Genomic DNA, 25,584 nt, shown 5'->3' with positions numbered 1-25,584 from the left:
AAACGGCGTGAAAGGCCGCGGGCACGCCGATCAAGTTGACGCAGATTTCCGTCGGTGACGGCGGCGAGGGCGGAGTCTACAACCCGGCCGCAACCGCCACCGCGCTCAAACGCGAAGTCTGGCGCGGGCCGCTCAATGCGCTGTTTCAGGACGAGAAGAACCCGAGCTGGCTGCTCGCTGAAGTGACCATCCCGCCAGATGTTGGCGGCTGGTATGTGCGCGAAGCGGGGCTGTGGACTGACACCGGTGTTCTCTACGCCATCGTCAAGTACCCGGAGTCGTTCAAACCGATTCTGGCCAACTCGGGGTCGGGTAAAGAGTTTTATATTCGTTCGATTTTCGAGACCAGTAACGCGTCGCTGGTGACGTTGTTGATTGATGACACCGTCGTCAAAGCCACTCGTGCCTGGGTCATGAGCTACCTGGCCGAAGAACTCGGCAAACTGGATGGCAAACAGTCGGTGCGCGTCGCTGCAACTGGCAACGTGGTGATGAAAGGCGCGCAGCAGATTGACGGTGTGGCGGTAATTGCCGGTGATCGCGTGTTGCTGGCGAACCAGACTTTGGCCAAGGACAACGGCCTATGGATTGTTGCCAACGGTGACTGGGTTCGAGCGAACGATGCCAGCACAAGTGCCAAAGTCACGCCGGGCCTGACGGTCATGGTGGAGGAGGGCAAGGCGAACGGTGATTCGCTCTGGCACCTGACTACCAATGCGCCGATCACCTTGGGCACTACTGCACTGACATTCAAGATGCTGGCAGGGCGCACCGGAATTACTGCCGGTACTTACAAGAGTCTGACCGTTGATGAATATGGACGGGCGACTGCCGGGGCAAATCCTGAGACGTTGGCGGGTTTCGGCATCAAGGACTCTTACACCAAGGCCGAAGTTGAAGCGCTGATCGCCAAGGCTTCGGCATTGCCGGTGGGCTCGATTGTTGCGTTCCCGGTAGATGCTCCGCCGCCGGGTTTTCTTGAGCTGGATAACAGCGTCAAAAGCAGCGCGACTTACCCGGACTTGAGCGCTTATCTGGGCGGCAAGTTCAATACGGGTGATGAGGGTGTCGGGAATTTCCGACTGCCTGAGGCGCGGGGGGAGTTCTTGCGTGGTTGGGATCATGGGCGGGGAATTGATGCTGGACGTGGTCTTGGTAGTTGGCAGGCCGACGACAACAAGTCGCATGCCCATACCGTCACACGCATGCAGGCTTTTGCCAATGCCTCCGGCAGCAATCCTAGTGCTGTAGTGGTCGATAACGGCAATACAGCTGTGATGAGCAACTTCTCTGCAGGATTCAATAGCTCTGGAGGCTTGGAAGCTCGACCTCGCAACATCGCCGTCATGTGGTGCATCAAAGCCTGGAATGCCCCGGTCAACCAGGGAACCATCGACGTAGCCGCACTGGCCAAGGAAGTCGAGCGTCTCAAATCTGCGGTACCGGTGGGTGCTGTTCTGGCATTCCCGACGGGGATCGTCGCGCCTGGTTATCTGGAGCTGGATGGCAGTGTGCAGAGCATTGCGACTTATCCGGATCTGGCGGCTGATCTCGGTACGAAATTCAACAAAGGCGATGAGGGTGTAGGCAACTTCCGGTTGCCGGAATCCCGCGGCGAATTCCTGCGAGGTTGGGATCATGGGCGCGGAGTGGATGCTGGTCGAACCGTTGGCAGTTGGCAGAACCACCAGTTTCAGTCCCACTTGCACGCTCTCCGGCATACAGTCACTACGGCAACAGGATCGGGTTCCGGTCTAGCCGTTGTGATCAGCGGTGCTGGAACTGGCGCCAATTCGGATGTCCCAATAACGGGAAACGTGGGCACTGAAACGCGCCCGCGCAACCTAGCGGTAATGTGGTGCATCAAAGCCTGGAACGCTCCGATCAATCAGGGAAGCATCGATATCGCCGCGTTGGCCTCGAGAGTTGAAGCGTCGCAGGTTAATGGGCCTTTGGTCGGACAAGTACGCAATTTGCGTATGACGGTGGCTGCTCCTTCTGCGACAGCAACGATCACCTCTGATCAATTGATCGTTGAGCAGTTGGGTAGTGGCCACTACAAACTGAAGAACATCAATCTTTCAATCAATCTGGCAAGTGTCGGTGCCGGGGGGATGGATTCAGGAACCGCCCCACTCAGCGGGACTGTTGGCATTTACGTTATTTATAACCCTGATACAAAAATTGCGAAGTTGCTCGGCGTCAATGCGACGGCTGCTGTTGTTCCAGAGGTCTACGGCGGCACTAATATGCCGGTGGGATACACCGCTAGCGCGTTGGTTAGCGTTTGGCAAACTAACGCCAATAGACAGTTGCAGGGGGGGACTCAGACCGACCGCTCAATTGCAACTGAAGCAAAGAGATTTTTAAGCAATGGTTTCGCGTCCGTGTTCACAGCACTTTCGTTGAATGGTCTTGTGCCGCGAAATGCAAAGTCGATTGGCGGGTATGCCCATGTGATTACAGCGCAACGAATCCAGCTGGTAGCACCTTAACCTTGTGTTCGGATCCGACAGGTTTTGGCTCAATTGTATTTGGCTCTGGTGGTTCGGTGAACATGGGCAGTTTGGCACCATTTTCAGATTTGGCTTTGGCATCACCGCTGACAATCTACTACTCGGCAAACAATGGCCCGGCAGCCAATAACGGCTACGTTACTTTTTACACTTTCTAGGAATTACGTATGTATCGAGCATATTCAAATAATGGTGTGTCGTTGCGTTTTGTCGAGCCTGACTGGGTATTGAGTGATGGTGAAGTTTTGTTTGATCACGAACCCGCCATTCAGGAACTTGAGGCGGCTTTCGGATTTGACGCATCGGAAGTGGAGCGCGGACGACAGGCGCAGGTTATAGCAGATGAGCGTTTCCGGCGTGAAGGTGTCGGCATTGTTGTCGATGGCTTGTCAATTGACACCACGCGAGACAGCCAAGCATTGATTGCCAGCATGGGGCTGTCCGCAGTTCTCGATGCTGGATATCGCTGCAATTTCAAAACAGTCACTGGGTTCGCCGAATTGAGGGACTCGCAAATTATCAAAATCGCGAAGGCAGTGCGGGCACACGTGCAGGCCTGTTTTGATCGCGAGCTGGACCTGTTGAATGCGCTTGAGGCCAACACTTACACAGACGAAATGCTCAAGGAAGGCTGGCCAGATTCTGAGCCCGTGACACTCATCTCGGCACATCAATAAACGCCCCGCACCCCGGGGCGTTTTTATATCCACGTAAAACACTCAACACCCGCCAAGCCCCTCCCCACGAGGGGCTTTCCCGTTTATGGAGAAACGAAAAATGGCAACCCGCCAAACCTACACCGTGCTCGTCCCATTCCCCACCGGCGGTGGGCACTGGTCGAGCGTCGGTCAAGACCTTGATCTGCTCGACGTCGAGGCCAGTGCGCTGCACATCGCCGGTCGACTTGAACTGAAAACACCCTCCACTCAGGCCAAAAAGGCCGCTGCCAAGAAGGCTGACTAAACATGGCTGAGGTTCTGAACTTCGAGCACAACGGCATTACCGTCAATGCCACTGAATCCCCCGAGGCCATGGGTGGCCTGGGTGACAACGTCATCGGTCTGGTCGGCACCGCGCCGAAGGCTGATCCGCTGATTCCGCGTAGAGCACCGTTCCGCATCAATAGCTTCACCACCCATGCACTGCTGGACCCGACCGGTTCGGAAGAGGGCACGCTGTATCACGCGGTTTACCAGATCCTCAAAGTGGTCAAGGTGCCGGTGTATGTCGTGATCGTCGAAGCGGGTGCGACCCCGGCCGATACCGTCAACGCAGTGATCGGCGGCGTTGAGCCGGCGACTGGCCGCAAGCTCGGTCTGGCTGCGCTGGGCAGTGTCCCGGAAGACCTGACCATCATCGGCGCGCCGGGCTTCACCGGCACCAAAGCGGTGGCCAGCGAGTTCGCCTCGTTCGGCAAGCGCATCAAGGCCCGCGTGGTACTGGATGGCAAGGACGCCTCGGTCGCTGATCAAGTGACTTACAGCCAGGAACTGGGCGGCGCGGATCTCGGTTTCGACCGTTGCCTGGTGGTGCACAACATGCCCGCCGTTTACTCCAAAGCGGCGAAGAAAAACGTCTTCCTGTCGCCCTCCAGCCTGGCGATTGCCGCGCTGGCCAAGGTCAAGCAGTGGGAGAGCCCGGGCAACCAGGTGACCTACGCCGAAGACGTCTCGCGGGTGGTCGAATACAACATCCTCGACACCTCCACCGAAGGCGATCTGCTCAACCGCTACGGCGTCAGCTACTACGCCCGCACTGTGCTCGGCGGCTTCTCGCTGCTGGGTAACCGCTCGATCACCGGCAAGTTCATCAGCTACGTCGGCCTTGAAGATGCGATCAGCCGCAAACTGGTCAAGGCCGGCCAGAAAGCCATGGCCAAGAACCTCACCAAGTCCTTCATGGATCAGGAGGTCAAGCGCATCAACGACTGGCTGCAAACCCTGGTCGCCGACGAAACCATTCCTGGCGGCAGCGTGTACCTGCACCCGGAACTCAACAGCGTCGAGAAGTACAAGAACGGCACCTGGTACGTGGTCATCGACTACGGCCGCTACGCGCCGAACGAACACATGGTTTATCAACTCAACGCCCGCGATGAAATCATCGAGCAGTTCCTGGAGGACGTTCTCTAATGTTTACCAACCGTAATCGCCAGGCCATCGCGGCCACTCTGCAAGGCCTGCCGTTGTCGGCGACCGTGGAAGAATTTACTCCGCCGAAGATCGAATTCGACGTGGAAGAGATGCGCGGCGGCCGCTTCATTGTTGAAGAAATGGTCAAGGGTGGCAAAGCCCTCAACGCCAAGTTGACCCTGCAAGGCATGGGTACAGAAGTGATGCTGGCGCTGGGAGTGAACCTTGGCGACGACATTCTGCTGAACGTGCGTGAAGCCGGTCAGGATCAGGATGGCAACACCTGGTTCACCTACCACACCGTCGGCGGCAAGCTGAAATCCCTTGAGGAAACGGCGGTGAAAATGGGCGAAAAACCCAAGACCAATCTGGAACTTTCCTGCCGCACCTACAACCGTCTGGAAAACGGCGTACCGGTGATCGACATCGACGTACGCACCCAGAAGTTCGTGCTCAACGGCGTCGACATCCTCGGTGATGCGCGGCGTGCGGTGTTGATGCCGTAACCCGGCGCAGAGCAAAAACCTGTGGGAGCGAGCCTGCTCGCGAAGGCTTGGGCACATTCAACATCAATGTGACTGAACGACCGCTTTCGCGAGCAGGCTCGCTGCCACAGTGGGCCAGCGTGACTGGCAGAAAAAACTGAGTAATCCCCAAGAATCACCAAGGAATTCATTCATGTCGTGGATGCCACCCAAGCATGACCTGTTGTCGCCGATCACCGGTGACGACGGCTCGCAGATCGAAACGATCCAGCTCAAGCCGCTGTTCTACGCCGCGCAGAAAGATGCGCTGGAACGTGCCGGCGATGACGAAGACGAACAGTTCTTCGAACTCGCGTTGCTGGCCACCGGCCTGTCGGTCAAGGAACTCGACCAGCTCAAACGCCCGGACTACGTGAGCATCGCCCAGTACGTGCACGAAATGTCGACCCGCGCGGCGTCGTACTTTCTCGATCAGGTTGAAAACGCGGAAAAGTCCGACGATCCCGATCAAATCCAACTGCTGCAACCGCTCGCGATCACCGGCCGCACAGTCACCTCGCTGAGCCTGGAAATGCCGGTGCTGCGCGCCACCAAAGTGATGAAGAAACTGAAAACGGCCAAAGAGCGCGCCGAGTTCATCACCGCCCATTGCACCGGCCTGATGATCCCCGATCTGGCCCTGTTGAGCGTCCCGGACTGGACACAATTGCAGGTGCGCATAGACGATTTTTTAAACCAGCCGGCGGCCTACTTTCGGAACGCGACATCGAAGTAATCCTCGATATCGTGCCGCTCATTTACCCGGTAAGTGAGGCGGAAATTCTGGAATGGGACGCCGAAAAGGCGTTGCGCCGCTACGACATAGCGATCACTCGCCTTGGCGTGAAACAGGAGTAGAGCGGCATGGCAGAGAGCAAAACTACGCTCATGTACGCCGATGAGCGCGCGAGTACTGCGAATCGCAACATAAGCTTGATCACTGCGGCAACGAGTACAGCAACAACAGGTTTAGGCCAGGATCTAGTGGCCGACCTTAGACAAACGTTGATCACGGTAAGTGATCGCATCGTTTCGCTTACCACAGCCATTGATTCCTTAAATCTCACCTTGGCGACCAAACGCTCTTTGTCGCAGAACCTGGTCAGCAGCGACGGTGGATTGGCTGGACAAAAGTCTGCAGACAAGAGCGCTGGCGTCGCACCTCCCGAGGCGCTCAAAGCATCTGTTGCAATGGACTCAGCCGCCGCCACCTTGAGCGAAGTAGCCCGGATTACTCCAGCGCAGGGCAAGGAGGTGGCTCAGGCGAGTCTGATCATGGCCAGTGCGCCGTTGGTGGCTGCCGGAGGAACCTCCGGGGTTGATTTGGTCAATGCTGCGGCGCTGGGCGCCAAGGCGGGAATCGGCATCGACTTGCCCAACGCCTCAGACAAACAGCACGAACTGTTGAAGTTTGCCGACGATGTTGCAATCACCGCGTCGGCGTTCAAGGTGCCTGCGCTACAAGTCGCCGAGATGATGACGGCTTGGCGTACCTCGATGAGACTGACCCGAGATCAGGCTATCGATCTGGCGGATGCGACCCACCACATGGGCAAGATGCCCGGAGATGTAAACGCGGCAGACATCGGCTCCGTATTGCAGCACTCCGGTGATGCGGCGATTGCCGCTGGTTTCCAACCCGAGCAAGCCGCGGCGCTGTCGGCAGCCTTGCTGAACAGCGGAACCAAGGAAGGTGAAGCGGGCGTTGCGTTGAAGAGCATCTCCACTGCCTTGAGTAAGGGAGACCAGGTATCTGTCGCCGAGCAGGGCGCGTGGAAACAATTGGAGCTCGATCCCAAGGCAGTGGCTGCGGCGATGCGTGATCCGAACAAGGACGTTGCACAAGGTGCGTTGCTTACGGTGTTGGCCGCATTGAACGCCAGACCGGTAGAGCAACGTGCGGTTCTGGCCAGGACGTTGTTCTCCGATGGCGGTGATGCCGCGCAGAAACTCTCGCAAAACCTTGGTGAGGTGAATGAGACGTTCTTGCAGGTCAAAGACAAGCAGCGATACGCGACTTCAGAGTTGGGCGAGAAGAGTTCGGTTAAACAAGCTGCCCTGGCTCTTTCCAATACTCAGCAAGGACAGCTGAATATTCTGAATGCCCGTAGCGAGCGGCTGGCCGTCGCCAAAGGCAATGCGTTGGCGCCCTCCAGCGATACGCTGGCCTCTGCAGGTGTCGACAAACTAAGTGAGCTGACTGAAACCTATCCGAAAACCGCTGGTGTTGTGTTGACGGTGAGCGCGTTCCTCAAACCGTTGTTCGATCAGGCGCTCGATGCCATTGGCAGCGACATCAAAGACCGGTTTGGCAAGAAAGTCGTGGATAAAGGCCTGTCCGTTTTCACAGGTGCCGCCACCGCTACAACGGGGGCGTCTGCTGCAGGTACCGGTTTGAAGATACTCGATCAAACTTCGCGGGTGCGGGCTCCGCTTCTGGAGGCGTCCGCTGCTGCAATGCGCCCTCTGTCACGTGCAATGCCTTGGCCTGTAAAAACGGCTGTGGGCCTCGCAGGTTTGGCATCTGGGGTGGCCAGCGGTGACGACACCCAGATAGCTAAAAGCATCGGTGGAGCGGGCGGTGGAATGGCCGGCGCTCTCGCCGGCTCTGCTTTCGGCGCGTCTCTCGGCAGCGTGGCGGGCCCCCCCGGCATGGCGATTGGCAGCGTCCTCGGTGGCTTGATTGGCGGCTGGCTGGGCAGTGAGGGCGGTTCCCTTCTGGGCGAAAAACTTGGCAGTACCGCACCGAACAGACTCGAAGCTCCGGCCCAGGTGAGTCGGGAACTGGCCACTGCTCAGGCGCCAACTGCACCATCCACTTACGCGCCCACCGTTCAGGTGTATTGCAGCGATCCGGGCAGCGTCGAAAAGATCGGTCAGTTAGTCGACTTTCACCTGAGATCTCAATTCAGCAACGAATTTACTCCGCTAATGGGGAGCCATTCGCTCGCCACCCGCCGTGACGCAGCCCTGACCGATGGAGTCGCCTGATGAAACAACAAATGGCACTGGGCAGTTTCATCTTCGGCCTGTCGCGAAACTTCGCCTACAGCACGCTGGCGCGAAAATCCGATGGCGGCTGGACGGAACTGCCGATCCTCACCAGTAAACCCAAGTCGAGCCAGACCGGGCAAAAGCCGGAAACCCTGACCATCAGCGGCACCTCGATGTACGCCATCGCCATGGAGCGGCTCGATGAGTTGCGTGCGCTTCAGGCACTGCGGGTACCGCTGCCGCTGATCGATGGCATCGGTCGTAACTGGGGGCTGTGGCGGATCAACAGCATCGACGAAAACCAGAGCGAGGTCATCGATGATGGCACCGCGATGGTGGTCAAGTGGGTCATCGGATTATCGGAGTTCAACAATGCGTAAGGTTCGAAGCGTGGCCGGTGATTCGGTGAATCTGCTGCTCTACCGCGAAACCGGTCGTAGCGATGACGCCGCCGAAGAGGCGCTGTGGAAACTCAACCCGACCTTGGCCGAACACGGTCCCGTTTTGTCTGCGGGCGTGTGGGTGACGCTGCCCGAACTTGACTCGAAACCGGCAGCCATCAAACCGGTCACGGCCTGGGATTAAGGAGGTTACATGGCACTGGGTTTTACCCCGGCAGTAGAAATCTACGGGGCCAATGCGGCCTTGCTCAATCAACGCCTGATCAGTTGGGAACACATCGATGCGGCCGGTTTCGAGTCCGATCAATTGACCTTGACCATCGACCTGGAGGGCCTTGAAGGGCTGCCAAGTCTCGGCGGAAAAATCGGCCTGATGGTCGGTTATCGGGAAACGGAAATGGTCGACAAAGGCCAGTTCAAAGTGACGCGCCTGACGCCGACGCTGTTCCCGTTTCGCCTGACATTGGTGGCCACCGCAGCGCCGTTCAGCAAGGATGATGAAACCGGCTTCAAGCAGCGCCGAACCGCCAGCCACGGGCCAACGACGCTGGGTGGATTGTTTCGTGAACTGGTCTTGCGGCATGGCTTTTCACCGCGTGTCGCTCCAGAGGTTTCGTTGATCAAAATCGATCACGTCGACCAGTCCAACGAAACCGACATGGGCTTTCTGACGCGCCTGGCCAAAAAGTACAACGTGATCGCCAAACCCTACGACGATGTGTACGTGCTGGCGCGGCCCGGTCAGACCAAGTCACTGTCGGGCAAAATTTTGCCCAACGTCACCTTGTCAGTCACCAGCAACAACCGGCCCGGTGATCATGCCTTCATCAGCGCCACGCTGGAGGAATCCGCCCGCGAACAGGCCAAGGGCTGCAAAACCTGTTTTGTGGATGCGGCTACAGGCGTCTTGCGCTGGATCGAAACGGGGCTTGCACCGTTCAAGACTATCCGCCAGAAGCAACCCAATGAAGCGCAGGCCATCGCCGTCGGCGAAGGCGAAGTGCGCAAGATGTTGCGGCACAAGTACAAGGTGAAAATCACCTGTCCGGGCAATCCAAGGCTGGCTGCCGAAGGCCTTGTGCTGCTCGACGACACATGGCCTGACTTCATGCGTGGACGCTGGTCGATCGACAAGGTCACCGCCAGCGGCAATCGCGAGAACAGCTATCGCTGCTTGATCGATGCGACTTGCCTCGATCCGAAAGCCTGATACCTGCAAAAACTTTGTGGGAGCGAGCCTGCTCGCGAAGAGGCCGGCACCTTCAACTTTGATGGCGACTGATCCACCGCTTTCGCGAGCAGGCTCGCTCCCACATTTGGGTCTGCGATAACTCCCCCAACTCTGGAACACCCCCATGAAGATCACTCCGATCCTCACGCAGTTGCGTGCGCAATGCCCCAGCCTGGCCAGTCACATTGCGGTAGGTGTTGATCTGGCATTGCTGCAAGGCAATCCCGATCTGCCGACACCCTCGGCCCATGTGTTGCCAATGGCCGATGTGGCCAGTAGCAGCACCGCACAAAACCTCATCACTCAACCGATCCGCGACCGCTTCGAAATCGTCCTCGCGCTTGATGCTACCGACGCTACAAAAGCGCTGGATCTGTTGCACGACCTGCGCGGCGAACTGTGGCGCGCGCTGGTGGGGTTCAAGCCTGACAACGACTACAACGCCATCGTTTATGACGGCGGCGAAATGGTCTCGATCGACAGCAGCCGCGTGTTTTACCGGTTGCGCTTTTTTGCCGAGTTCCAGCTCGGTCGCAATCTGCCCGGTCAACCTGCGCAGAGCTGGCACGAACGCGAACTGGACGGTTTGTCGTCCTTTACCGGGGCCACCGTGCGAGTCGATGCGATCGACCCCGCCGACCCCAACCTGAAACGCCCGGGCCCCGATGGGCGCGTGGAAATGACTTTCTCTTCTGAGGTAACCCCATGAGCAATCGCATCACCGTGCTGCCGGCTGCTGGCCGCGCCGTACCTGACCCGGAGGCGGGCGATCTGCTGCCCCTCGAAGGCCGTGAAGTGCTGGACAGTGCCTGGTGGCGCCGGCGTCTGGCCGACGGCGATATCACACTCAAAACCGCAAAAGCGGCTAAACCACAGGGAGCCAAATAATGGCGATCGGATTCAGCAACATCCCCGCGGACATTCGTGTACCGCTGTTCTATGCCGAAATGGACAACTCGGCCGCCAATAGCGCGAGCTCGACCATGCGCCGTTTGATCGTCGCCCAGGTCAACGACAACGTCGCCCCGAGCGAAGTCGGCAAACTGGTGCTGGTCTCCAGCGTTGCACTGGCGAAAAGCATTGGTGGTCAGGGTTCGATGCTCGCCTCGATGTACGAGACCTTTCGCAAGGCCGACCCGATTGGCGAGATCTGGTGCCTGCCGCTGCACAACGCCGAAGGCGCCGTCGCCAAAGGCGTGCTGACCCTGACCGGCACCGCGACTCAGGCGGGTTTGCTCAACCTGTATGTCGGCGGCGTGCGCGTGCAAGCCACCGTGGTCAACGGTGCAACCGCTGCTCAGGCAGCCACTGCGCTGGCGCAGAAAATCAATGCCAGTGCCGATCTCCCGTTGAGTGCGGCAGCGGCCGACGGCGTGGTCACCCTGTCTGCCAAATGGACTGGCGACAGCGGCAATGACATCAGCCTGCAATTCAATCGCCTGGGCAAGAGCAACGGCGAAGAAACCCCGGCTGGCCTGACCAGCGCAGTCACCGCCATGACCGGCGGCGCCGGCGTGCCCGATCAGATCGCTGCTGTCGCGGCACTGGGTGACGAGCCGTTCGAGTTCATCGCGCTGCCGTGGTCGGATCTGGCCACCCTCAACACCTGGCAAGCAGTCATGGATGACAGCACCGGTCGCTGGTCGTGGGCCAAGCAACTGTTCGGTCACGTCTACAGCGCCAAACGCGGCACCGTCGGCACTCTGGTCGCTGCAGGCCAGGCGCGTAACGATCAGCACATGACCATTCAGGCGCTGGAGCCGGGCGTACCGCAACCGGTCTGGGTACAAGCCGCCGCACTGGCTGCACGCACCTCGGTATTCATCTCCGCCGACGCCAGCCGTCCGACCCAAAGCGGCAGCCTGCCGGGTGTCGATCCGGCGCCGGCGAGCGAGCGCTTCACCCTGACCGAGCGTCAGTCGCTGCTCAACTACGGTATCGCCACCGCGTACTACGAAGGCGGCTACGTGCGCATCCAGCGCTCGATCACCACCTACCAGAAAAACGCTTACGGCCAGGCTGACAACTCCTACCTGGACAGCGAAACCATGCACCAGTCGGCGTTCATCGTGCGTCGTCTGCAAAGCGTGATCACCAGCAAGTACGGCCGGCACAAACTGGCTTCCGACGGTACCCGTTTCGGCGCCGGCCAGCCAATCGTCACCCCGAGCACCATTCGCGGTGAACTGATCGCCCAGTACGCCAAGCTCGAACTGGAAGGCCACGTAGAAAATGCCAAACTGTTCGCCGAGCACCTGATCGTCGAGCGCGACGTGCAGGACCCGAGCCGCGTGAACGTACTGTTCCCGCCGGATTACATCAACGGTCTGCGCGTGTTCGCATTGCTCAACCAATTCCGCCTGCAATACGACGACGCAGCCTGATCGCAGCGTTTGACGTCAAGCATTCAGCCCACCTCGCGTGGGCTTTTTTATTAAAGGGAGTAACACCATGGGTCAACTGATTGCAGGCACCTGCTACGTCAAGGTCGACGGCGCACAACTGACTATCAATGGCGGCTGCGAAGCCCCGTTGATGGCGGTCAAACGCGAAACCGTCGTACCTGGTTTCTACAAGGAAACCGACATCGCACCGTCGTTCAAAGTGACTGCGCTGCACACCCCCGACTTCCCGCTGAAGAAGCTGATCGACGGCACCGATATCACCGTCACCTGCGAATTCAGTAACGGCAAAGTCTATGTGCTGGCCGGCGCTTACCTGGTCGAAGAGCCAGTCTCCAAAGGCGATGACGCGACCATCGAACTGAAATTCGAAGGCATCAAGGGGACCTGGCAATGAGCGGCGCCGTGAAGCTTCAGGTTGCGATCGAAGCTCACGGCGAGCCCCTGACCGAACTCGTCCTGCGCCGTCCGACGGTGCAGGAAGTGCGAGCGATCAAGGCGCTGCCGTACAAGATCGATAAGAGCGAAGAAGTCAGCCTCGACATGGACGTCGCGGCCAAATACATCGCCGTGTGCGCCGGCATTCCGCCGTCGTCGGTCAACCAGCTGGATCTGGCTGACCTCAATGCGCTGAGCTGGGCCGTTGCAAGTTTTTTCATGAGTGCGGCGTCGGCGCCATCACCGACCTGATCGCAGTCGCCTATGACCTGGCCTGGTTCTGGAAGGTTGACCCCGAACAGATGATGGCCAGGCCACTGGATGTGCTCCGTGAATCGCTGGAGCACGCGCAACGGATCAATGCGATGCAGCAGGTGCAGTGATGGCAGACGAAGAAAAGAAAGTGAAAACTCCGGTGCTGATCACGGGCATCGATGAACTGTCGCCCAAACTCGGCGCCCTTCGGGCCAATGTCGAGAGTTTCAAGAAAAATCTTGAGCAGACCGGTCTCGGCAAACTGGACATCAGTGGTCTGTTCAAGGGCGGCAGCGTGATTACGCCGTTCGTGGACGGGATCAAGTCGGCGGCGACGTTTCAGGGCAAATTGACCGAGGTCAGCGCGACGGCAAAAACCGTCGACCTGCCCGCCGCACCGAAAGTCGCTGCGCAGAACATGAACGTGTTCAGTGCGTCGATGGAAAAGGTCACGGGCGCAATCGATGCCGCGCTGGTGCCCGCTGTCGGTGCATTGGTCGTCGGACTTGAGCCGATGCTTACTCAGGTCAGCGGTATCCTCGCCGACAACCCGCAACTGGTCGAAGGCCTGGCGGCGGGGGCTATCGCTTTCTCGGCGATGCAAACCGCTGTGGCCGGCGCGACCCAGGTGTTCGACGTGATGAGCATGGTGATGAAGGCCAACCCGATCATGCTGATTGCCGCTGGCATTGCCTTGGCTGCCGGTTTGATCGTGGCCAACTGGAAACCGGTCTCGACGTTTTTCATCGGGCTCTGGCAGAAAATTGCGCCGGTTGTCATTCCGATGGCCGAGTTTTTCAAGACGATGTTCGGTTACACCCCGCTGGGGCAATTGATCAGTAACTGGGGACCGGTCACGGCTTTTTTCGCGGCGTTATGGGAGGGCGTCAAGGCTGTCGCGGCGCCGGTGATGGAGTTCTTCAAGACCTGGTTCAACTATTCGCCTCATGGGCTGGTCGTGAATAACTGGGGGCCATTGGTCGGGCTGTTCTCTTCGATCTGGGATTTGCTCAGGGCGGTCTCGGTGCCTGTGCAGACTTTCCTGCAAGGCTTCTTTGATTGGTCGCCGCTGGAAGTGATTCAGGCTGTCTGGGGCGGGGTGGTCAGTGTGTTCACCGCGATCTGGGGTTACATCAAGCTGCCGTTTGTGGCGATGTACGCGGTTATTCGCGAGCAACTGGGCTGGTCACCGCTGGAAAAAATCATCGAGAACTGGGCACCGGTTACCGCCTGGATCGAAAAGTGGGCGCAGAAGTTTCAGGACGCCATCGCACCGATCAAGGCGTTTTTCAACGGCGGTTTCGGCGAGCTGATCGCTGATGCCAAGGCCAGGGTGGATGTTTTCACTCAAGCCCAATTGAAGACCAACGCTGAAGGTAAAGGCGAACTGGCGCCGGTGTTTTTCAAAGGCACCGTGGAGTCGTCACCGAGCCCGTTGGCGGCACCCGGAACTACGCCGGAAAAACCGGCCCTGCAGGCCGGCTCTCTGTCGCAAACCTCCAACACGCTGATCCAGCAAAGCGCTGCCAACAACCGCACGCAACTCGAGGGCGGCCTCACCGTGCGCTTCGAAAACGCGCCGGCCGGGCTGCGTACCGATCAACCGCAAACCAATCAACCGGGCCTGGCGCTGTCGTCGCGCATCGGCTATCGCTCACTGTCGGCAGGAGGTTCCAATGAACTGGCGTGACCGTTTGTTGCCGGCATCCTTTCGCGGTGTCGGGTTCTGGATCGATCAGGCGAAAACCCCGGTCGGTCGCAAAGGTCAGTTGCATGAATATCCGCAGCGTGACCTGCCGTTTTTTGAGGATCTCGGTCAGCAGGCCCGGACTCATGAGGTGACGGCATTTATTGTCGGCGCCGATTGCCTGGAGCAGCGCGACAAGTTGCTCAAGGCGCTGGAGGCGGGTAGCGGTGAGCTGGTGCATCCATGGCTCGGGCGCGTGCAAGTCAAAGTCGGCGAGTGCGACATGACCCACACCCGCCAGGACGGTGGGTTGGTCACGTTCGCGCTGAAGTTCTATCCCGATCAGCCGTTGCCGTTTCCGACGGCAACCGTCAGTACGCAGAAAGTGTTGTTGTCCAAGGCTGACACTTTGCTGGGTTCGGCGGTGGCACGCTTCGAACAGGCGATGACCTTGATCAAGGCTGCGCGGATCGGTATCGCCAATCTGCGCAACAGCCTGACCGGGGTTTATGAGGTGATCAAGGAACAGCTCAAACCGCTGATCGAGCAGTACAGACAGATCACCGAACTGGTCAAAGCCGTCAAGGAACTGCCCAAGGAAGTGGCGGCGGAGTTCAAGGGTTTGCTCGGCGATATCAAGGAGCTGAAGGCGTTCGCGAAGGAGGGCTACCGTGGCGTGATTGCCGACGTGTCGCAACAACTCGAAGCCATCCGCAAGGCCGATGCACCGAAGATCACCACTGGCAAGGACACCACCGCGGCGGCGCAAGCCATGGCGGATCTGGTGCAGGACACAATGCTGGTCAAAGTGGCGCAATGGGTGGCATCGATGCCGGTGGCGACCACCCCGGTGAAGCTGCAATCGACGCCATCGGTAGGCCAACAGGCGACGAGCCCGGTGGCCCGGCAGGAAGTCCCGGTCAGTGACGACATGCAGGCTCTGCGTGACGCTGTGGCCGTAGCGATCAATCCAATGCTGGACAAGGCCGACCCCGCGCATTTTCAGGCCATCAGCGATGTGAAAGAGGCGCTGATTGCGCATCTCAAGGCCGTGGCGTCGTCCGGTGTGCGGCAAGTCAGCAAATCCTTTCAGGAGAGCTTTCCGGCGCTGGTCGTGGCCTACAAGCAATTTGGCGATGCAACTCGGGTGACCGAAGTGACTCAGCGTAACGGGATATCTCATCCGGGTTTTTCGCCCAACGACGTGAAAGTCTCCGGGGAGTGAACCATGAGCGAGATGGATAACCGCGTTACGTTGATAGTCAACGACATGGAGTACGGCGGCTGGAAAAGCGTGCAAATCACGGCTGATCTGGAGCGCCAGTTTCGCACCTTCAAACTCGACATCACCTGGCAATGGCCGGGGCAAACGGTTGATCAGCGGATCAAGCCCGGCGACCCGTGCGAAGTGAAGATCGGCAAGGATCTGGTCCTCACCGGTTACGTGTTCAAGGCGCCCATCACCTACGACGGTCGGCAGATCAGCCTGAGTGTCGAGGGCAGTTCCAAGACTCAGGATCTGGTCGATTGCGCCGCCACCAACCGGCCCAATCAATGGCAGGAGCAACCGTTGCTGAGCATTGTCCAGGCCTTGGCGATGGAGTATTCGTTGATGGTGGTCAACGAAATTCCCGAGACCTCGCGGCTGGCCAAGCACACGATTGTGCCGGGTGAAACGGTGTTCCAGTCGATCGACCGTTTGCTCTCGTTGTTCCGGGTGTTTTCCACCGATGACGAGCAAGGCCGGCTGGTACTGGCCAAGCCCGGCAGTGGCGGGCGCGCCAGTGATGCGCTGGAGCTGGGCAAGAACATCTTGTCGGCTAGCGCAGCGATGGATCACAGCCAGGTGTTCTCCGAATACCGGGTGATCGGTCAGCAAAAAGGCTCGGACAAGAAGAGCGGGGCGGCCGTCAGCGAAGTTGAATCGACAGCGGCCGACCTGAGCTTCAAACGTCGACGAACCACGATCATCAACGAGGGCACCGCGCTGACGTTTGAGCTGGCGCAGCAACGTGCCCAATGGGAAAGCGCCACCCGCATGGGGCGGGCGCAAACCACCACCTATCAGGTGCAGGGCTGGCGCCAGGCCAACGGTGATCTGTGGCGTCACAACACGCTGGTTAAGGTCAAGGATCCGGTGCTCGGATTCGATGGCGACATGCTGATCTCCAAGGTCACTTATTCGCTGTCGGCGCAAGGCTCGGTGACCACGCTGCAAATGGCCCCGCCGCACACCTTCGATCCTGATCCAACGCCGCCGAAAAAAAACTGAGCCTGACTCCGGACCCTGTGGGAGCGAGCCTGCTCGCGAAAGCGCTGGCAGCTTCAACATCACATGCCTGATCCACCGCATTCGCGAGCAGGCTCGCTCCCACAGTGGATCGCGTGGTGCCTACCTTTGAGGACAATTCATGAGCCTACTGACACGCCTCCTGGCGCGCGGCACTGTCGTGCTCGCCAATTCGGCATCCAAGCTGCAATCGCTGCAAATGCGCCTCACCGCCGGCGAAGTCAACGATGACCTCGAACACTTCGAACCTTACGGCTTCACCAGCAACCCGCTGCCCGGCGCCGAAGGTGTCGTCACATTTCTGGGTGGTGACCGCTCCCACGCTATCGCCCTGGTGGTCGCCGATCGCCGCTACCGCCTGCAATCGCTCGCCAGTGGCGAAGTGGCGATCTACACCGACGAGGGCGACAAGATTCACTTCAAGCGCGGGCGGATCATCGACATCGAGACCGCCACGCTGAACATCCGCGCCAGTACCGCTGTGAACTTCGATACGCCGGTGATCAACCAGACCGGCAAGATCGTGTCCACTGGCGATCAACTCGCCGGCGGCATCAGCCAGATCAAACACGTGCACGTCGGCGTGCAGGCCGGCAACGGCCAGACCGGCGCACCGGCAGGAGGCAAGTGATGTTTATCAGCCAGAACCTCCACGCCGCGCTGACCCGCGCCGTGCTCATCAGCCTGTTCAGCTGGCGTCGCGCCGCCGATGACGACGCCCTCGACGACGAAGAGCGCTACGGCTGGTGGGGCGACACTTTTCCCACCGTTGCCGACGATCGCATCGGCTCGCGTCTGTGGCTGTTGCGTCGGGTCAAGCTGACCCGACAGACCCAGATGGACGCCGAGTTTTATGCCCGCGAAGCCTTGCAATGGCTGATCGACGACGGCCATTGCAGCGCCATCGACATCATCAGCGAACGCCTCGACGCGCAGCGCCTGAACCTGCGCACGGTCCTGACCCTGGCCGACGGTGAACGTCTGGACATCAACCCCGATAACAGTTGGCAGGTGATCTATGCCGTTTGAAACCCCTTCGCTGCCGGTGCTGATCAAGCGCACCCAAAGCGACCTGGCCGGCGATTCGCTGCGCCAGTCCGATGCGCAAGTGCTGGCCCGCACCTTGGGCGGCGCCGCTTATGGTCTGTACGGTTATCTCGACTGGATCGCCGAGCAGATCCTGCCGGACAAAGCCGACGAGTCGACCCTGGAACGCATCGCCGCGCTGCGTCTGAACCAGCCGCGCAAACCCGCGCAAGCGGCCAGCGGCAGCGTCAGTTTCACCGCGATGGCCGGCGCAGTGCTGGACGTGGACACGTTGCTGCAAACGAACGACGGTCGCACCTACAAAGTGACCACGGCGCGCACCACCGCCAATGGCATCAACACCACGACCATCGCCGCGCTGGATGCCGGCAGTTTGGGCAACGCCGATGCCGGTCTGGCATTGACCCCGGTGCAGCCGATCGCCGGCATTGTCGGCACCAGTTTTGTCGTTTTGGCGCCAGGACTCAGCGGGGGCGTGGCGCGCGAAAGTCTGGAGTCGCTGCGCTCGCGGGTGATCCGCTCCTATCGCGTCATCCCCCATGGCGGTTCGGCCAATGACTACGAGACCTGGGCGCTGGAAGTGCCGGGCGTGACCCGCGCATGGTGCCGTGGCGGTTTGCTCGGCCCGGGCACGGTGACGGTGTTCATCATGCGTGACGACGATCCGCAACCAGTACCCAACGACGAGCAACTGGCAGAAGTTCAGGACTACATCGAACCGCTGCGCCCGGTCACCGCCGAAGTGCATGTGCAGAAGCCGATTCAAGTGCCGGTGGTGTATCGCTTCAAAAGCGTCAATCCCGACACCACCGCTGTGCGTGCCGCCGTCGAAGCGCAGTTGCGCGACTTGCACAACCGTGAAGCCGATCTTGGCGTGCCGTTGCTGATCAGCCACATCCGCGAAGCTATCAGCAGCGCTGGCGGCGAATACGATCACACGCTCACCGCACCGGTCGTCGATGTGCCCGCCGCCCCAAGTGAACTGCTCACCTTCGGAGGTTGCGTATGGGGGGCATAAGAACCGCCGCGCAATATCAGGCGCAACTTCGCGCATTGCTGCCATCAGGTCCCGCATGGGACCCGGAGCGGGTTCCGGAACTTGAAGAAGTGCTGCAAGGCGTCGCCGTCGAACTGGCGCGCCTCGACGCCCGCGCCGCCGATCTGCTCAACGAAATGGACCCCGCCGGCGTCAGCGAACTGGTACCGGACTGGGAACGGGTAATGAACCTGCCCGACCCGTGCCTGGGCGCCGAACCCCTGTTCGACGACCGCCGTCTCGCCGTGCGCCGGCGCTTGCTCGCGGTTGGCAGTCAGGCGGTCGGTTACTACCTCGAAATCGCCAAAAGCCAGGGCTACCCCAACGCCTCCATCACCGAGCACGAAGCGCCACGCATGGGGCGCGCGCGTTTTGGCTCGGCGCATTTCGGCACCTGGGAAGCGCAATTCATGTGGACGCTCAACACCGGCGGCCGCTTGCTGCTGGGTCGACGCTTCGGGGCGAGTTACTGGGGCGAACGCTTCGGCGTAAACCCGGGCTCGGCACTGGAATGCCTGATCCACCGCAGCGCGCCGGCGCATACCAAGGTGCACATCAACTATGACTAGGGAGTGATGCAATGGATTATCCGAAAAGTGTGCCCAGCGCCGGGTTGGTGAACGGGAAGTTTGTCGATGAGAACCCGTTGATGGGAACGCCGGGGTCGTTGATTCCGGCTCGGTGGGGCAACAGTGTTACCGATGAAATAGTCAACGCGATTACTGCTGCCGGACTTGTGCCTGACGAAGGCGATAGCACGCAGCTCAAAGCGGCGATTTCTGCGATTGTCGAGAAGAACAAAACTGAATCTTTCGCAAGCAAGGATGAAGCCGAAGCCGGTACCAGCAATAGTCGTCTGATGACGCCGCAGCGCGTGTTTCAAGCGATCGAAAAGAAAGTGGTTCAAGCCACGGAAACGGTTTCTGGCTGGGCGCGAATTGCTACTCAGGCCCAAGTCAATGCGGGGACGGATGACACCACTATCGTCACCCCGAAAAAACTCTGGTTTGGTGTTTCATACAGTATCGGCGCGAATGGCTATATCGCTTTTCCGAGTTGGTTGGGGGGATTCATGATCCAGTGGGTCCTGATCACCATCGCTGCCGATAAAACCTACGCTGCAAAACCTTGGCCGGTGGCTTTCAAGACCCAATGTGCCGCGACGTGGGCAAGTTACTCACACAGCGCAAACGCGCCTTTTTTCGACATCATCACTCCACCATTGGTTACCTACTTTGATCCGAGCCAGGTTCAAGTCTTGAGTAATTCTGGTGGCAACGGTTTTGTTACTGTCCTGGGGGTGGGGAACTGAAATGAAACGTTTCTATAGCCGCACCACCGGCAACACCTATTTGTCGGGTTATCACACGAGCCTTCCGGACGATGCCGTTGAAATTGACGAGGCACGTTATGAGTCGGTGATCGCCAATCCGGCCCCCGGCACGGAGAGAGGCCATGATGATCTTGGTCTGCCGATTCTGATTGAACCCGCGGCACCTACCGACGAGCACGCCTCGGCAGAAGCCAAGGCATGGCGCGATAAAGAATTTGATCGCGTGGTCTGGCTGCGTGATCGCCATCGGGACGAAGCGGAACTGATGAAAGCCACCACGCTTTCCGACGCTGACTACCAGGCGCTTTTGAGCTATCTGCAGGCGCTGCGCAAGTGGCCCCAGGCAAAGAAATTCCCCTCCAAACGGTCCCGCCCGAAAAAGCCTGTCTGGATGGCCGCCGAGTGAGCGGATGCCGCGTCGTCGACATCGCCCCCCGTCAATGTTCCAGGTAAAGGAAATTAAACAATGGATTATCCAAAAAGCGTCCCCAGCGTCGGCTTGGTCGATGGCCGCTTCGTCGATGAAAACCCGGTGGCAGGTACGCCGGGGTCGTTGATTCCGGCGGTGTGGGGCAACAGCGTTACTCAGGAGATTCTGAGTGTAATTACTGGCGGTGGACTGGTGGCTTCGGAATCCGATACCGGCCAGTTGTACAAGGCGATTCAGTCGATCATCGCGAGTGCAAGTCCTATGCGCTCGATCATCACTCGACTGGCTGCGTCCAGGACGCTCAGCGAGCAGGAGCTTGGTCTTGTGTTGGTCGACGGCAGCCTGGGGCCTGTGACCTTGTTGCTGCCACCGGCCAACGTCGCACTTGGTGTGCGTGACGTGATTTTGCGCCGGTTCGACAACAGTGGTAATCGCATGGTCATCCATACGTCCGGCGCTGATCGCATCCGCTTTCACACACATCTTTCAGCCAGCGGCTACCCGTTTTTCGTATTGATGGGGGGGGGAGATTGGTGGCATTTGCGCAGTGATGGGGCGGGGAGTTGGTGGCCGGTCGGTCGGTTTGACAACACCCCGTTGGGACGTCCGTTTTTCGAAACGACCCTGATGCTCAGTCCCGGTGGATACGGTGCGCTCAATGGCACTGTCATGAAGCGTGCTGAATGGCCCTGGCTATGGGACCACGCCCAACAATCGGGAATGCTGGGAGCAGAAGCTTTACGCCTAGGCACCGAGGGGAAATGGACCACGGGTGACGGTGCGACGACGTTTCGTGGCCCTGAAGGACGAGGGGAATTCCTGCGGGTTCTGGACGAAGGCCGTGGCGTGGACTCAGGGCGCGTTATGGGAACCTTCCAGCCCGGATCCACGCATTCGTATGCAATGGGGGCGAATGGCGGTGGCGCCGTTGGATCCCGCTGGACGGATAGCCTGGCAGCTGTAGGGGCAGATACTCGGGAGGAGTCGCAATACATATCGGGACTCAGCAATGGCGGCCCGATCTTTCCAGCAGGTACCAGCTATCAGATGGATCCTGCAGCCACTTTGCTCTACTCCTTCAAATCCCGACCTCGCAACATCGCCTATCCCGGCCGCATCAAACTCATCTGAGGCACTTATGTTCAATTATCTATTTGATGGTTCGGGCGCTCTGTCCGGGCCCGTCGAGTTCATTGTCACGCCGGGTATCGGCGTCCAGCTTCCCGGCAATGCCGTTGAACTGTCGTTCGAGCTGCCTGAACCGGAAGCCGGCCGCAGCTGGGCGCTGATCAACGGCGTACCCCGTGAAGTGATTGACCGTCGTGGTGTGGTTTATCGCAAGGACGGCGGTGCTCAACTGATCTGGACCGAACTGGGGGAGCTGCCTGACACCCTGACCGCGCAGCCGTGGCCGGGTGAGTTCCATATCTGGCGCGATAACGCCTGGGTGTTGGATACGCAGGCTCGCTTGTCGTGCGTCAAACAACAATTTCTCGACAAGCGCGATGCATTGTTGCGCGAAGCAGTCCTGCGTATCGCCCCCCTGCAATACGCCGAAGACATTGGTGATGCGAGTCACGATGAACAATTGCTGCTGATCGAGTGGAAGCTCTACAGCGTGGAGCTCAACCGGATCGAGAAAAAGGCCAATTTCCCCGAGGGAATTACCTGGCCCGCTGTGCCCTGCACAACGATAAACATCTGATTTATACATAAGGAGAAGTGCAGTGGACTATCCAAACAGTGTCCCTAGTGCCGGTCTCGTCAGCGGCAGGTTTGTCGATGAAGACCCGATCGCCGGCAAACCGGGGTCTTTGATTCCGGCCAGTTGGGGCAACGGCGTCACACAGGAGTTGCTGAATGTCATTCAGGCCGCCGGCCTCACCGCGTCTGAAGCCAAGACCGATCAACTGCTGGCGGCCCTGCGTGGCAATCGATTGTTTGCAACGGCGCCGCAGTTCGACAACAGTCAGACCATCGCCACCACCGGGTTTGTGGCTCGCAGCGGTTTGCAGTTTTCCGGTTTTACGACCTATGTGACCAGCACCGCATTGACGGCGGCTCAGGTGGGCGGAGTTGTGAGTTTCTACAGCGGCGCGGCGATCACAGCCACGATGCCCGTCTCCACCAGTGTCATGAACGCAAGCACGCTGACCATCCTCAATCTTGGCACCGGTGTGCTGACGATCAACCCGGCGGCGAACGACCGTATTGTCAGCAGCAATACGGTGGGATCGCTGGTACTGGGTATCGGTGACTCCGCGCAGTTGTTCCGTACAGGCGGCGACTGGCGCCTCTACGGCGGCTCGGTCAGCGACCGGTTCGCGTCGGTTCATTCCGGTGTCTTTGGCGATGCCGGCTATCAGCGGTTTGCGAGCGGCGTCATCGAGCAGTGGGGGGCGGCAGTTTCGGACGCCAATGGCGATGTCAATGTCGTATTCCCTATCGCTTTCCCCAATGCATTCAGCAACATCGTGGCGACTCATGCCGGGGGCGATAGCGCCATGGTTATTATGAATGGCAACCCGCCGGCAAACAAATTCGGGTGCCATCTGAAAATCCGCAGTTATCTCGGCACGGTCTCGGCTGGCTGGACTGTCCACTATCAGGTGAAGGGTTATTGAATGAACGTCTACAGTGTTCTCTTCAGCGCCAGCACCCGGGGCGTTTATGTACCGGGTATCCATTTGTCGGACATTCCCGACGACGTCATCGAAATTCCTCAAGCCTACTGGACCTCGCTTCTGCAACAACTGTCGGTCTCTGCAAAAGTCATTGGTGTGCGGGCGGATAACGGTTTCCCAATTCTGGTTGACCCACCGCCTCCTTCGGCAGAGGAAGCCGCCGACGCCGAACGTCATTGGCGCACCGCGCAACTGGCCGCCACTGACGGTTTGGTAGCCCGCGATCGCGATGAGCTTGAGGACGGCGGCGGCACCACGTTGACCACTGAGCAATACGCCGAACTGCAAACCTATCGACGGGCGCTGCGAGATTGGCCGCAGGTTTCTTTTTTCCCGTTCAGCGAGCATCGGCCGCTAGCGCCGAGGTGGTTGGCTGCGACACTTTAAATCACCAGGACTTCATGAAGACGCCGTCGCCGGAAAACTTCTGATAAAAATGCCTAGCAGGTCTCTGCCGCCAACCATGATTCAATCCGGGCATCCAGGGAGGATTACGCATCATGCAAATAAATGAAAACAACCTTTTAAACATCATGCCCAACGCCCGCTCCCAAGCGGGCGTTTTTGTTTCTGCGCTCAATAGCGCCATGGCCAACCACCGCATCGATACGCCTAAACGTGTCGCTGCATTTCTTGCGCAAGTCGGCCACGAATCGGGCCAGTTGCAATACGTGCGCGAGTTGGGCAACAACCAGTACCTGAGCAAATACGACACCGGCACGCTGGCGTTACGTCTAGGCAACACGCCGCAGGCCGATGGCGACGGGCAGAAATACCGCGGTCGCGGTTTGATCCAGATAACCGGTCGCAGCAACTACCGCCAATGCAGCCTCGGCCTGTTCGGCGATGAGCGGTTGCTGTCCTTACCGGAACTGTTGGAGCAGCCGCAATGGGCCGCCGAGTCCGCCGCGTGGTTCTGGGAAAAGAATGGCTTGAACGAGCTCGCCGATCGCGATCAGTTCAACACCATCACCCGGCGTATCAATGGCGGGTTGAACGGTTTGCAGGATCGGCTCGAGATCTGGGCGCGGGCGAGGGCGGTGTTATGCCAATCACCTGGCGAGTGATCGGCATGGCGTTGCTGGCCCTGGGGGCTGCGGCACTGGCCTGGCAACTTCAGGACTGGCGCTACGGTCGGCAACTGGCCGAACAGGCTCGGTTAAACGCAGAAGTCCTCAATCAACTGACCCTGACCGCAGCCACCGCGCAACAAGCCGAGCAGGATAAACGTCTGGCCCTCGAGCAGCGGCTAGCAGCCAGTGAACAAACCCACTATCGAGCGCTGAGCGATGCCCAACGTGATCAGGATCGCCTGCGCGATCGTCTTGCCACTGCTGATGTGCGCCTGTCAGTCCTCCTCGACGCAGGCGACGTTGCCGCAGGCTGTGCAGTGCCAGCCGCCGCCGGCACCGGCGGCGTGGATCATGCAACCGTACGCGCCCGACTTGACCCGGCGCATGCTCAACGAATTGTCGCCATCACCGACGAAGGCGATCGCGGACTGATTGCCTTGCAGGCCTGTCAGGCCTATGTCAGAGCGTTGGCGCCCGAACATTTTGAATAAGCTTGTGTATTGAAAGCACAACCGGCTCGTGTACGGTGGACGCATTCCACACGATCCGGAGAGCAACGTGAAAGAGATCACTCAACTGGCAGCCGAGCTTGGCCGACGTCTGCAAGTGCTCAATGCCCACGTCACCACCGCCGAGTCCTGCACCGGCGGCGGGATTGCCGAAGCCATCACGCGGATTCCAGGCAGCTCGGCGTGGTTCGAGGCCGGTTACGTGACGTACTCCAACCGGCAGAAAACCCAGCAACTGAATGTGCCGGCCGAATTGTTCGACTCGGTGGGCGCAGTCAGTCGCGAGGTGGTCGAGGCGATGGTGCTGGGTGCGCAGGCACAGAGCCTGGCGCGGTTCGCCGTGGCGGTCAGCGGTGTGGCCGGGCCCGACGGTGGCACGCCAAACAAACCGGTGGGCACCGTGTGGCTTGCCTGGGGCGTTGGCGATGTGGTGACCAGTGAAGTGCAGCACTTCGCGGGCAATCGCGATGAAGTCCGCCGACAAACGGTGAAGGCCGCGCTAGAGGGGCTCATGCGACTAGCGGCACGAGAAATCGAAAATCAGGGGTAGGCGATCCGCGAACGCTGTGGAATAATACTGGCTACTTATACAGGTGTTGGCC

General features: G+C 59.4%; 30 protein-coding genes and 1 pseudogene. All 31 read left to right on the top strand.

Features of this window, described 5'->3' with window-relative positions:
- The first annotated feature begins 35 nt into the window (after nucleotides 1-35).
- The 31 genes and pseudogenes from IEQ42_RS02495 to IEQ42_RS02345 all read left to right on the top strand — a co-directional run bounded on the left by IEQ42_RS02495 (nucleotide 36) and on the right by IEQ42_RS02345 (nucleotide 25,532).
- Nucleotides 36-2,495: a phage tail-collar fiber domain-containing protein gene (locus tag IEQ42_RS02495; protein WP_228731922.1), complete on the top strand. Its 2,460-nt coding sequence runs from the start codon at nucleotides 36-38 to the stop codon at nucleotides 2,493-2,495.
- Between the two features lie 188 nt (nucleotides 2,496-2,683).
- Entirely contained in the window at nucleotides 2,684-3,193 is a 510-nt protein-coding gene (locus IEQ42_RS02490; protein ID WP_210702448.1) for a DUF4376 domain-containing protein, read from the top strand.
- Nucleotides 3,194-3,293: 100 nt separating this feature from the next.
- On the top strand, nucleotides 3,294-3,479 hold the full coding sequence (locus IEQ42_RS02485; RefSeq protein WP_047299930.1) for a hypothetical protein: 186 nt from the start codon (nucleotides 3,294-3,296) through the stop codon (nucleotides 3,477-3,479).
- A gap of 2 nt (nucleotides 3,480-3,481) precedes the next feature.
- Nucleotides 3,482-4,648: a phage tail sheath protein gene (locus IEQ42_RS02480; protein ID WP_210702447.1), complete on the top strand. Its 1,167-nt coding sequence runs from the start codon at nucleotides 3,482-3,484 to the stop codon at nucleotides 4,646-4,648.
- Complete coding sequence (locus tag IEQ42_RS02475) at nucleotides 4,648-5,154, top strand: phage major tail tube protein (protein ID WP_047299932.1); 507 nt, start codon at nucleotides 4,648-4,650, stop codon at nucleotides 5,152-5,154. The genes IEQ42_RS02480 and IEQ42_RS02475 overlap by 1 nt, the downstream gene beginning before the upstream one ends.
- A 172-nt stretch (nucleotides 5,155-5,326) precedes the next feature.
- Nucleotides 5,327-5,908 carry a phage tail assembly protein gene (locus tag IEQ42_RS02470; protein ID WP_210702446.1) on the top strand — a complete coding sequence of 194 codons (582 nt, stop codon included), beginning with the start codon at nucleotides 5,327-5,329 and terminating at the stop codon, nucleotides 5,906-5,908.
- Between the two features lie 128 nt (nucleotides 5,909-6,036).
- Nucleotides 6,037-8,163, top strand: coding sequence for a phage tail tape measure protein (locus IEQ42_RS02465; protein ID WP_210702445.1), 2,127 nt, complete (start codon nucleotides 6,037-6,039; stop codon nucleotides 8,161-8,163).
- Entirely contained in the window at nucleotides 8,163-8,546 is a 384-nt protein-coding gene (locus IEQ42_RS02460) for a phage tail protein (protein ID WP_210702444.1), read from the top strand. Before IEQ42_RS02465 ends, IEQ42_RS02460 begins: the two co-directional genes overlap by 1 nt.
- Complete coding sequence (locus IEQ42_RS02455) at nucleotides 8,539-8,751, top strand: tail protein X (RefSeq protein ID WP_210702443.1); 213 nt, start codon at nucleotides 8,539-8,541, stop codon at nucleotides 8,749-8,751. Before IEQ42_RS02460 ends, IEQ42_RS02455 begins: the two co-directional genes overlap by 8 nt.
- A 9-nt stretch (nucleotides 8,752-8,760) precedes the next feature.
- Entirely contained in the window at nucleotides 8,761-9,777 is a 1,017-nt protein-coding gene (locus IEQ42_RS02450; protein WP_210702442.1) for a phage late control D family protein, read from the top strand.
- Nucleotides 9,778-9,922: 145 nt separating this feature from the next.
- A complete protein-coding gene (locus IEQ42_RS02445) occupies nucleotides 9,923-10,507 on the top strand; it encodes a phage tail terminator protein (protein WP_210702441.1) in 585 nt (194 codons plus the stop codon).
- Nucleotides 10,504-10,686 (top strand): DUF2635 domain-containing protein, encoded by a 183-nt coding sequence (locus tag IEQ42_RS02440; protein WP_003222219.1) that lies wholly within the window; start codon nucleotides 10,504-10,506, stop codon nucleotides 10,684-10,686. The genes IEQ42_RS02445 and IEQ42_RS02440 overlap by 4 nt, the downstream gene beginning before the upstream one ends.
- A complete protein-coding gene (locus IEQ42_RS02435; RefSeq protein WP_210702440.1) occupies nucleotides 10,686-12,182 on the top strand; it encodes a phage tail sheath subtilisin-like domain-containing protein in 1,497 nt (498 codons plus the stop codon). Before IEQ42_RS02440 ends, IEQ42_RS02435 begins: the two co-directional genes overlap by 1 nt.
- 67 nt (nucleotides 12,183-12,249) lie before the next feature.
- Nucleotides 12,250-12,597 (top strand): phage tail tube protein, encoded by a 348-nt coding sequence (locus tag IEQ42_RS02430; protein ID WP_042557909.1) that lies wholly within the window; start codon nucleotides 12,250-12,252, stop codon nucleotides 12,595-12,597.
- Nucleotides 12,594-12,890 carry a phage tail assembly protein gene (locus tag IEQ42_RS02425; protein WP_007908778.1) on the top strand — a complete coding sequence of 99 codons (297 nt, stop codon included), beginning with the start codon at nucleotides 12,594-12,596 and terminating at the stop codon, nucleotides 12,888-12,890. Before IEQ42_RS02430 ends, IEQ42_RS02425 begins: the two co-directional genes overlap by 4 nt.
- A 130-nt stretch (nucleotides 12,891-13,020) precedes the next feature.
- Complete coding sequence (locus tag IEQ42_RS02420; RefSeq protein ID WP_210702439.1) at nucleotides 13,021-14,583, top strand: phage tail tape measure protein; 1,563 nt, start codon at nucleotides 13,021-13,023, stop codon at nucleotides 14,581-14,583.
- On the top strand, nucleotides 14,570-15,805 hold the full coding sequence (locus IEQ42_RS02415) for a DNA circularization protein (protein WP_210702438.1): 1,236 nt from the start codon (nucleotides 14,570-14,572) through the stop codon (nucleotides 15,803-15,805). Before IEQ42_RS02420 ends, IEQ42_RS02415 begins: the two co-directional genes overlap by 14 nt.
- A 3-nt stretch (nucleotides 15,806-15,808) precedes the next feature.
- Nucleotides 15,809-16,852, top strand: coding sequence for a phage baseplate assembly protein (locus tag IEQ42_RS02410; protein ID WP_210702437.1), 1,044 nt, complete (start codon nucleotides 15,809-15,811; stop codon nucleotides 16,850-16,852).
- Nucleotides 16,853-16,991: 139 nt separating this feature from the next.
- Nucleotides 16,992-17,501 carry a phage baseplate assembly protein V gene (locus tag IEQ42_RS02405; RefSeq protein WP_042557912.1) on the top strand — a complete coding sequence of 170 codons (510 nt, stop codon included), beginning with the start codon at nucleotides 16,992-16,994 and terminating at the stop codon, nucleotides 17,499-17,501.
- Entirely contained in the window at nucleotides 17,501-17,899 is a 399-nt protein-coding gene (locus IEQ42_RS02400; RefSeq protein ID WP_042557913.1) for a phage GP46 family protein, read from the top strand. Before IEQ42_RS02405 ends, IEQ42_RS02400 begins: the two co-directional genes overlap by 1 nt.
- Complete coding sequence (locus tag IEQ42_RS02395) at nucleotides 17,889-18,935, top strand: baseplate J/gp47 family protein (RefSeq protein ID WP_210702436.1); 1,047 nt, start codon at nucleotides 17,889-17,891, stop codon at nucleotides 18,933-18,935. The genes IEQ42_RS02400 and IEQ42_RS02395 overlap by 11 nt, the downstream gene beginning before the upstream one ends.
- Nucleotides 18,923-19,522, top strand: coding sequence for a YmfQ family protein (locus tag IEQ42_RS02390; RefSeq protein WP_115146408.1), 600 nt, complete (start codon nucleotides 18,923-18,925; stop codon nucleotides 19,520-19,522). The genes IEQ42_RS02395 and IEQ42_RS02390 overlap by 13 nt, the downstream gene beginning before the upstream one ends.
- 11 nt (nucleotides 19,523-19,533) lie before the next feature.
- Nucleotides 19,534-19,732: pseudogene (locus IEQ42_RS27595) on the top strand (hypothetical protein); the annotation flags it as partial.
- Between the two features lie 534 nt (nucleotides 19,733-20,266).
- Nucleotides 20,267-20,692 (top strand): phage tail assembly chaperone, encoded by a 426-nt coding sequence (locus tag IEQ42_RS02380; protein ID WP_210702434.1) that lies wholly within the window; start codon nucleotides 20,267-20,269, stop codon nucleotides 20,690-20,692.
- A 60-nt stretch (nucleotides 20,693-20,752) separates the two neighbouring features.
- Nucleotides 20,753-21,847 (top strand): phage tail protein, encoded by a 1,095-nt coding sequence (locus IEQ42_RS02375; RefSeq protein ID WP_210702433.1) that lies wholly within the window; start codon nucleotides 20,753-20,755, stop codon nucleotides 21,845-21,847.
- Nucleotides 21,848-21,854: 7 nt separating this feature from the next.
- Entirely contained in the window at nucleotides 21,855-22,421 is a 567-nt protein-coding gene (locus IEQ42_RS02370; protein WP_210702432.1) for a tail fiber assembly protein, read from the top strand.
- 22 nt (nucleotides 22,422-22,443) lie between these two features.
- The gene (locus IEQ42_RS02365) at nucleotides 22,444-23,340 is read left to right on the top strand and encodes a gp53-like domain-containing protein (RefSeq protein WP_210702431.1); all 897 of its coding nucleotides are present in this window, start codon (nucleotides 22,444-22,446) and stop codon (nucleotides 23,338-23,340) included.
- Complete coding sequence (locus IEQ42_RS02360) at nucleotides 23,341-23,787, top strand: tail fiber assembly protein (RefSeq protein WP_210702430.1); 447 nt, start codon at nucleotides 23,341-23,343, stop codon at nucleotides 23,785-23,787.
- Nucleotides 23,788-23,900: 113 nt separating this feature from the next.
- On the top strand, nucleotides 23,901-24,467 hold the full coding sequence (locus IEQ42_RS02355) for a glycoside hydrolase family 19 protein (protein WP_210702429.1): 567 nt from the start codon (nucleotides 23,901-23,903) through the stop codon (nucleotides 24,465-24,467).
- The gene (locus IEQ42_RS02350; protein ID WP_210702428.1) at nucleotides 24,446-24,964 is read left to right on the top strand and encodes a lysis system i-spanin subunit Rz; all 519 of its coding nucleotides are present in this window, start codon (nucleotides 24,446-24,448) and stop codon (nucleotides 24,962-24,964) included. The genes IEQ42_RS02355 and IEQ42_RS02350 overlap by 22 nt, the downstream gene beginning before the upstream one ends.
- Nucleotides 24,965-25,031: 67 nt before the next feature.
- A complete protein-coding gene (locus IEQ42_RS02345; RefSeq protein ID WP_210702427.1) occupies nucleotides 25,032-25,532 on the top strand; it encodes a CinA family protein in 501 nt (166 codons plus the stop codon).
- Nucleotides 25,533-25,584 lie beyond the last annotated feature (52 nt).

The sequence above is a fragment of the Pseudomonas iridis genome (genome assembly GCF_017980685.1).
Taxonomy (GTDB): Bacteria; Pseudomonadota; Gammaproteobacteria; order Pseudomonadales; family Pseudomonadaceae; genus Aquipseudomonas; species Aquipseudomonas iridis.
Note: the sequence above shows the minus strand (reverse complement) of the source record. Positions and strands in the feature narration are given on the sequence as shown.

Coding starts and splice junctions, on each gene's coding strand:
- IEQ42_RS02490 (WP_210702448.1), top strand. CDS start 2,684: ATGTATCGAGCATATTCAAATAATGGTGTGTCGTTGCGTTTTGTCGAG.
- IEQ42_RS02485 (WP_047299930.1), top strand. CDS start 3,294: ATGGCAACCCGCCAAACCTACACCGTGCTCGTCCCATTCCCCACCGGC.
- IEQ42_RS02480 (WP_210702447.1), top strand. CDS start 3,482: ATGGCTGAGGTTCTGAACTTCGAGCACAACGGCATTACCGTCAATGCC.
- IEQ42_RS02475 (WP_047299932.1), top strand. CDS start 4,648: ATGTTTACCAACCGTAATCGCCAGGCCATCGCGGCCACTCTGCAAGGC.
- IEQ42_RS02470 (WP_210702446.1), top strand. CDS start 5,327: ATGTCGTGGATGCCACCCAAGCATGACCTGTTGTCGCCGATCACCGGT.
- IEQ42_RS02465 (WP_210702445.1), top strand. CDS start 6,037: ATGGCAGAGAGCAAAACTACGCTCATGTACGCCGATGAGCGCGCGAGT.
- IEQ42_RS02460 (WP_210702444.1), top strand. CDS start 8,163: ATGAAACAACAAATGGCACTGGGCAGTTTCATCTTCGGCCTGTCGCGA.
- IEQ42_RS02455 (WP_210702443.1), top strand. CDS start 8,539: ATGCGTAAGGTTCGAAGCGTGGCCGGTGATTCGGTGAATCTGCTGCTC.
- IEQ42_RS02450 (WP_210702442.1), top strand. CDS start 8,761: ATGGCACTGGGTTTTACCCCGGCAGTAGAAATCTACGGGGCCAATGCG.
- IEQ42_RS02445 (WP_210702441.1), top strand. CDS start 9,923: ATGAAGATCACTCCGATCCTCACGCAGTTGCGTGCGCAATGCCCCAGC.
- IEQ42_RS02440 (WP_003222219.1), top strand. CDS start 10,504: ATGAGCAATCGCATCACCGTGCTGCCGGCTGCTGGCCGCGCCGTACCT.
- IEQ42_RS02435 (WP_210702440.1), top strand. CDS start 10,686: ATGGCGATCGGATTCAGCAACATCCCCGCGGACATTCGTGTACCGCTG.
- IEQ42_RS02430 (WP_042557909.1), top strand. CDS start 12,250: ATGGGTCAACTGATTGCAGGCACCTGCTACGTCAAGGTCGACGGCGCA.
- IEQ42_RS02425 (WP_007908778.1), top strand. CDS start 12,594: ATGAGCGGCGCCGTGAAGCTTCAGGTTGCGATCGAAGCTCACGGCGAG.
- IEQ42_RS02420 (WP_210702439.1), top strand. CDS start 13,021: ATGGCAGACGAAGAAAAGAAAGTGAAAACTCCGGTGCTGATCACGGGC.
- IEQ42_RS02415 (WP_210702438.1), top strand. CDS start 14,570: ATGAACTGGCGTGACCGTTTGTTGCCGGCATCCTTTCGCGGTGTCGGG.
- IEQ42_RS02410 (WP_210702437.1), top strand. CDS start 15,809: ATGAGCGAGATGGATAACCGCGTTACGTTGATAGTCAACGACATGGAG.
- IEQ42_RS02405 (WP_042557912.1), top strand. CDS start 16,992: ATGAGCCTACTGACACGCCTCCTGGCGCGCGGCACTGTCGTGCTCGCC.
- IEQ42_RS02400 (WP_042557913.1), top strand. CDS start 17,501: ATGTTTATCAGCCAGAACCTCCACGCCGCGCTGACCCGCGCCGTGCTC.
- IEQ42_RS02395 (WP_210702436.1), top strand. CDS start 17,889: ATGCCGTTTGAAACCCCTTCGCTGCCGGTGCTGATCAAGCGCACCCAA.
- IEQ42_RS02390 (WP_115146408.1), top strand. CDS start 18,923: ATGGGGGGCATAAGAACCGCCGCGCAATATCAGGCGCAACTTCGCGCA.
- IEQ42_RS02380 (WP_210702434.1), top strand. CDS start 20,267: ATGAAACGTTTCTATAGCCGCACCACCGGCAACACCTATTTGTCGGGT.
- IEQ42_RS02375 (WP_210702433.1), top strand. CDS start 20,753: ATGGATTATCCAAAAAGCGTCCCCAGCGTCGGCTTGGTCGATGGCCGC.
- IEQ42_RS02370 (WP_210702432.1), top strand. CDS start 21,855: ATGTTCAATTATCTATTTGATGGTTCGGGCGCTCTGTCCGGGCCCGTC.
- IEQ42_RS02360 (WP_210702430.1), top strand. CDS start 23,341: ATGAACGTCTACAGTGTTCTCTTCAGCGCCAGCACCCGGGGCGTTTAT.
- IEQ42_RS02355 (WP_210702429.1), top strand. CDS start 23,901: ATGCAAATAAATGAAAACAACCTTTTAAACATCATGCCCAACGCCCGC.
- IEQ42_RS02350 (WP_210702428.1), top strand. CDS start 24,446: ATGCCAATCACCTGGCGAGTGATCGGCATGGCGTTGCTGGCCCTGGGG.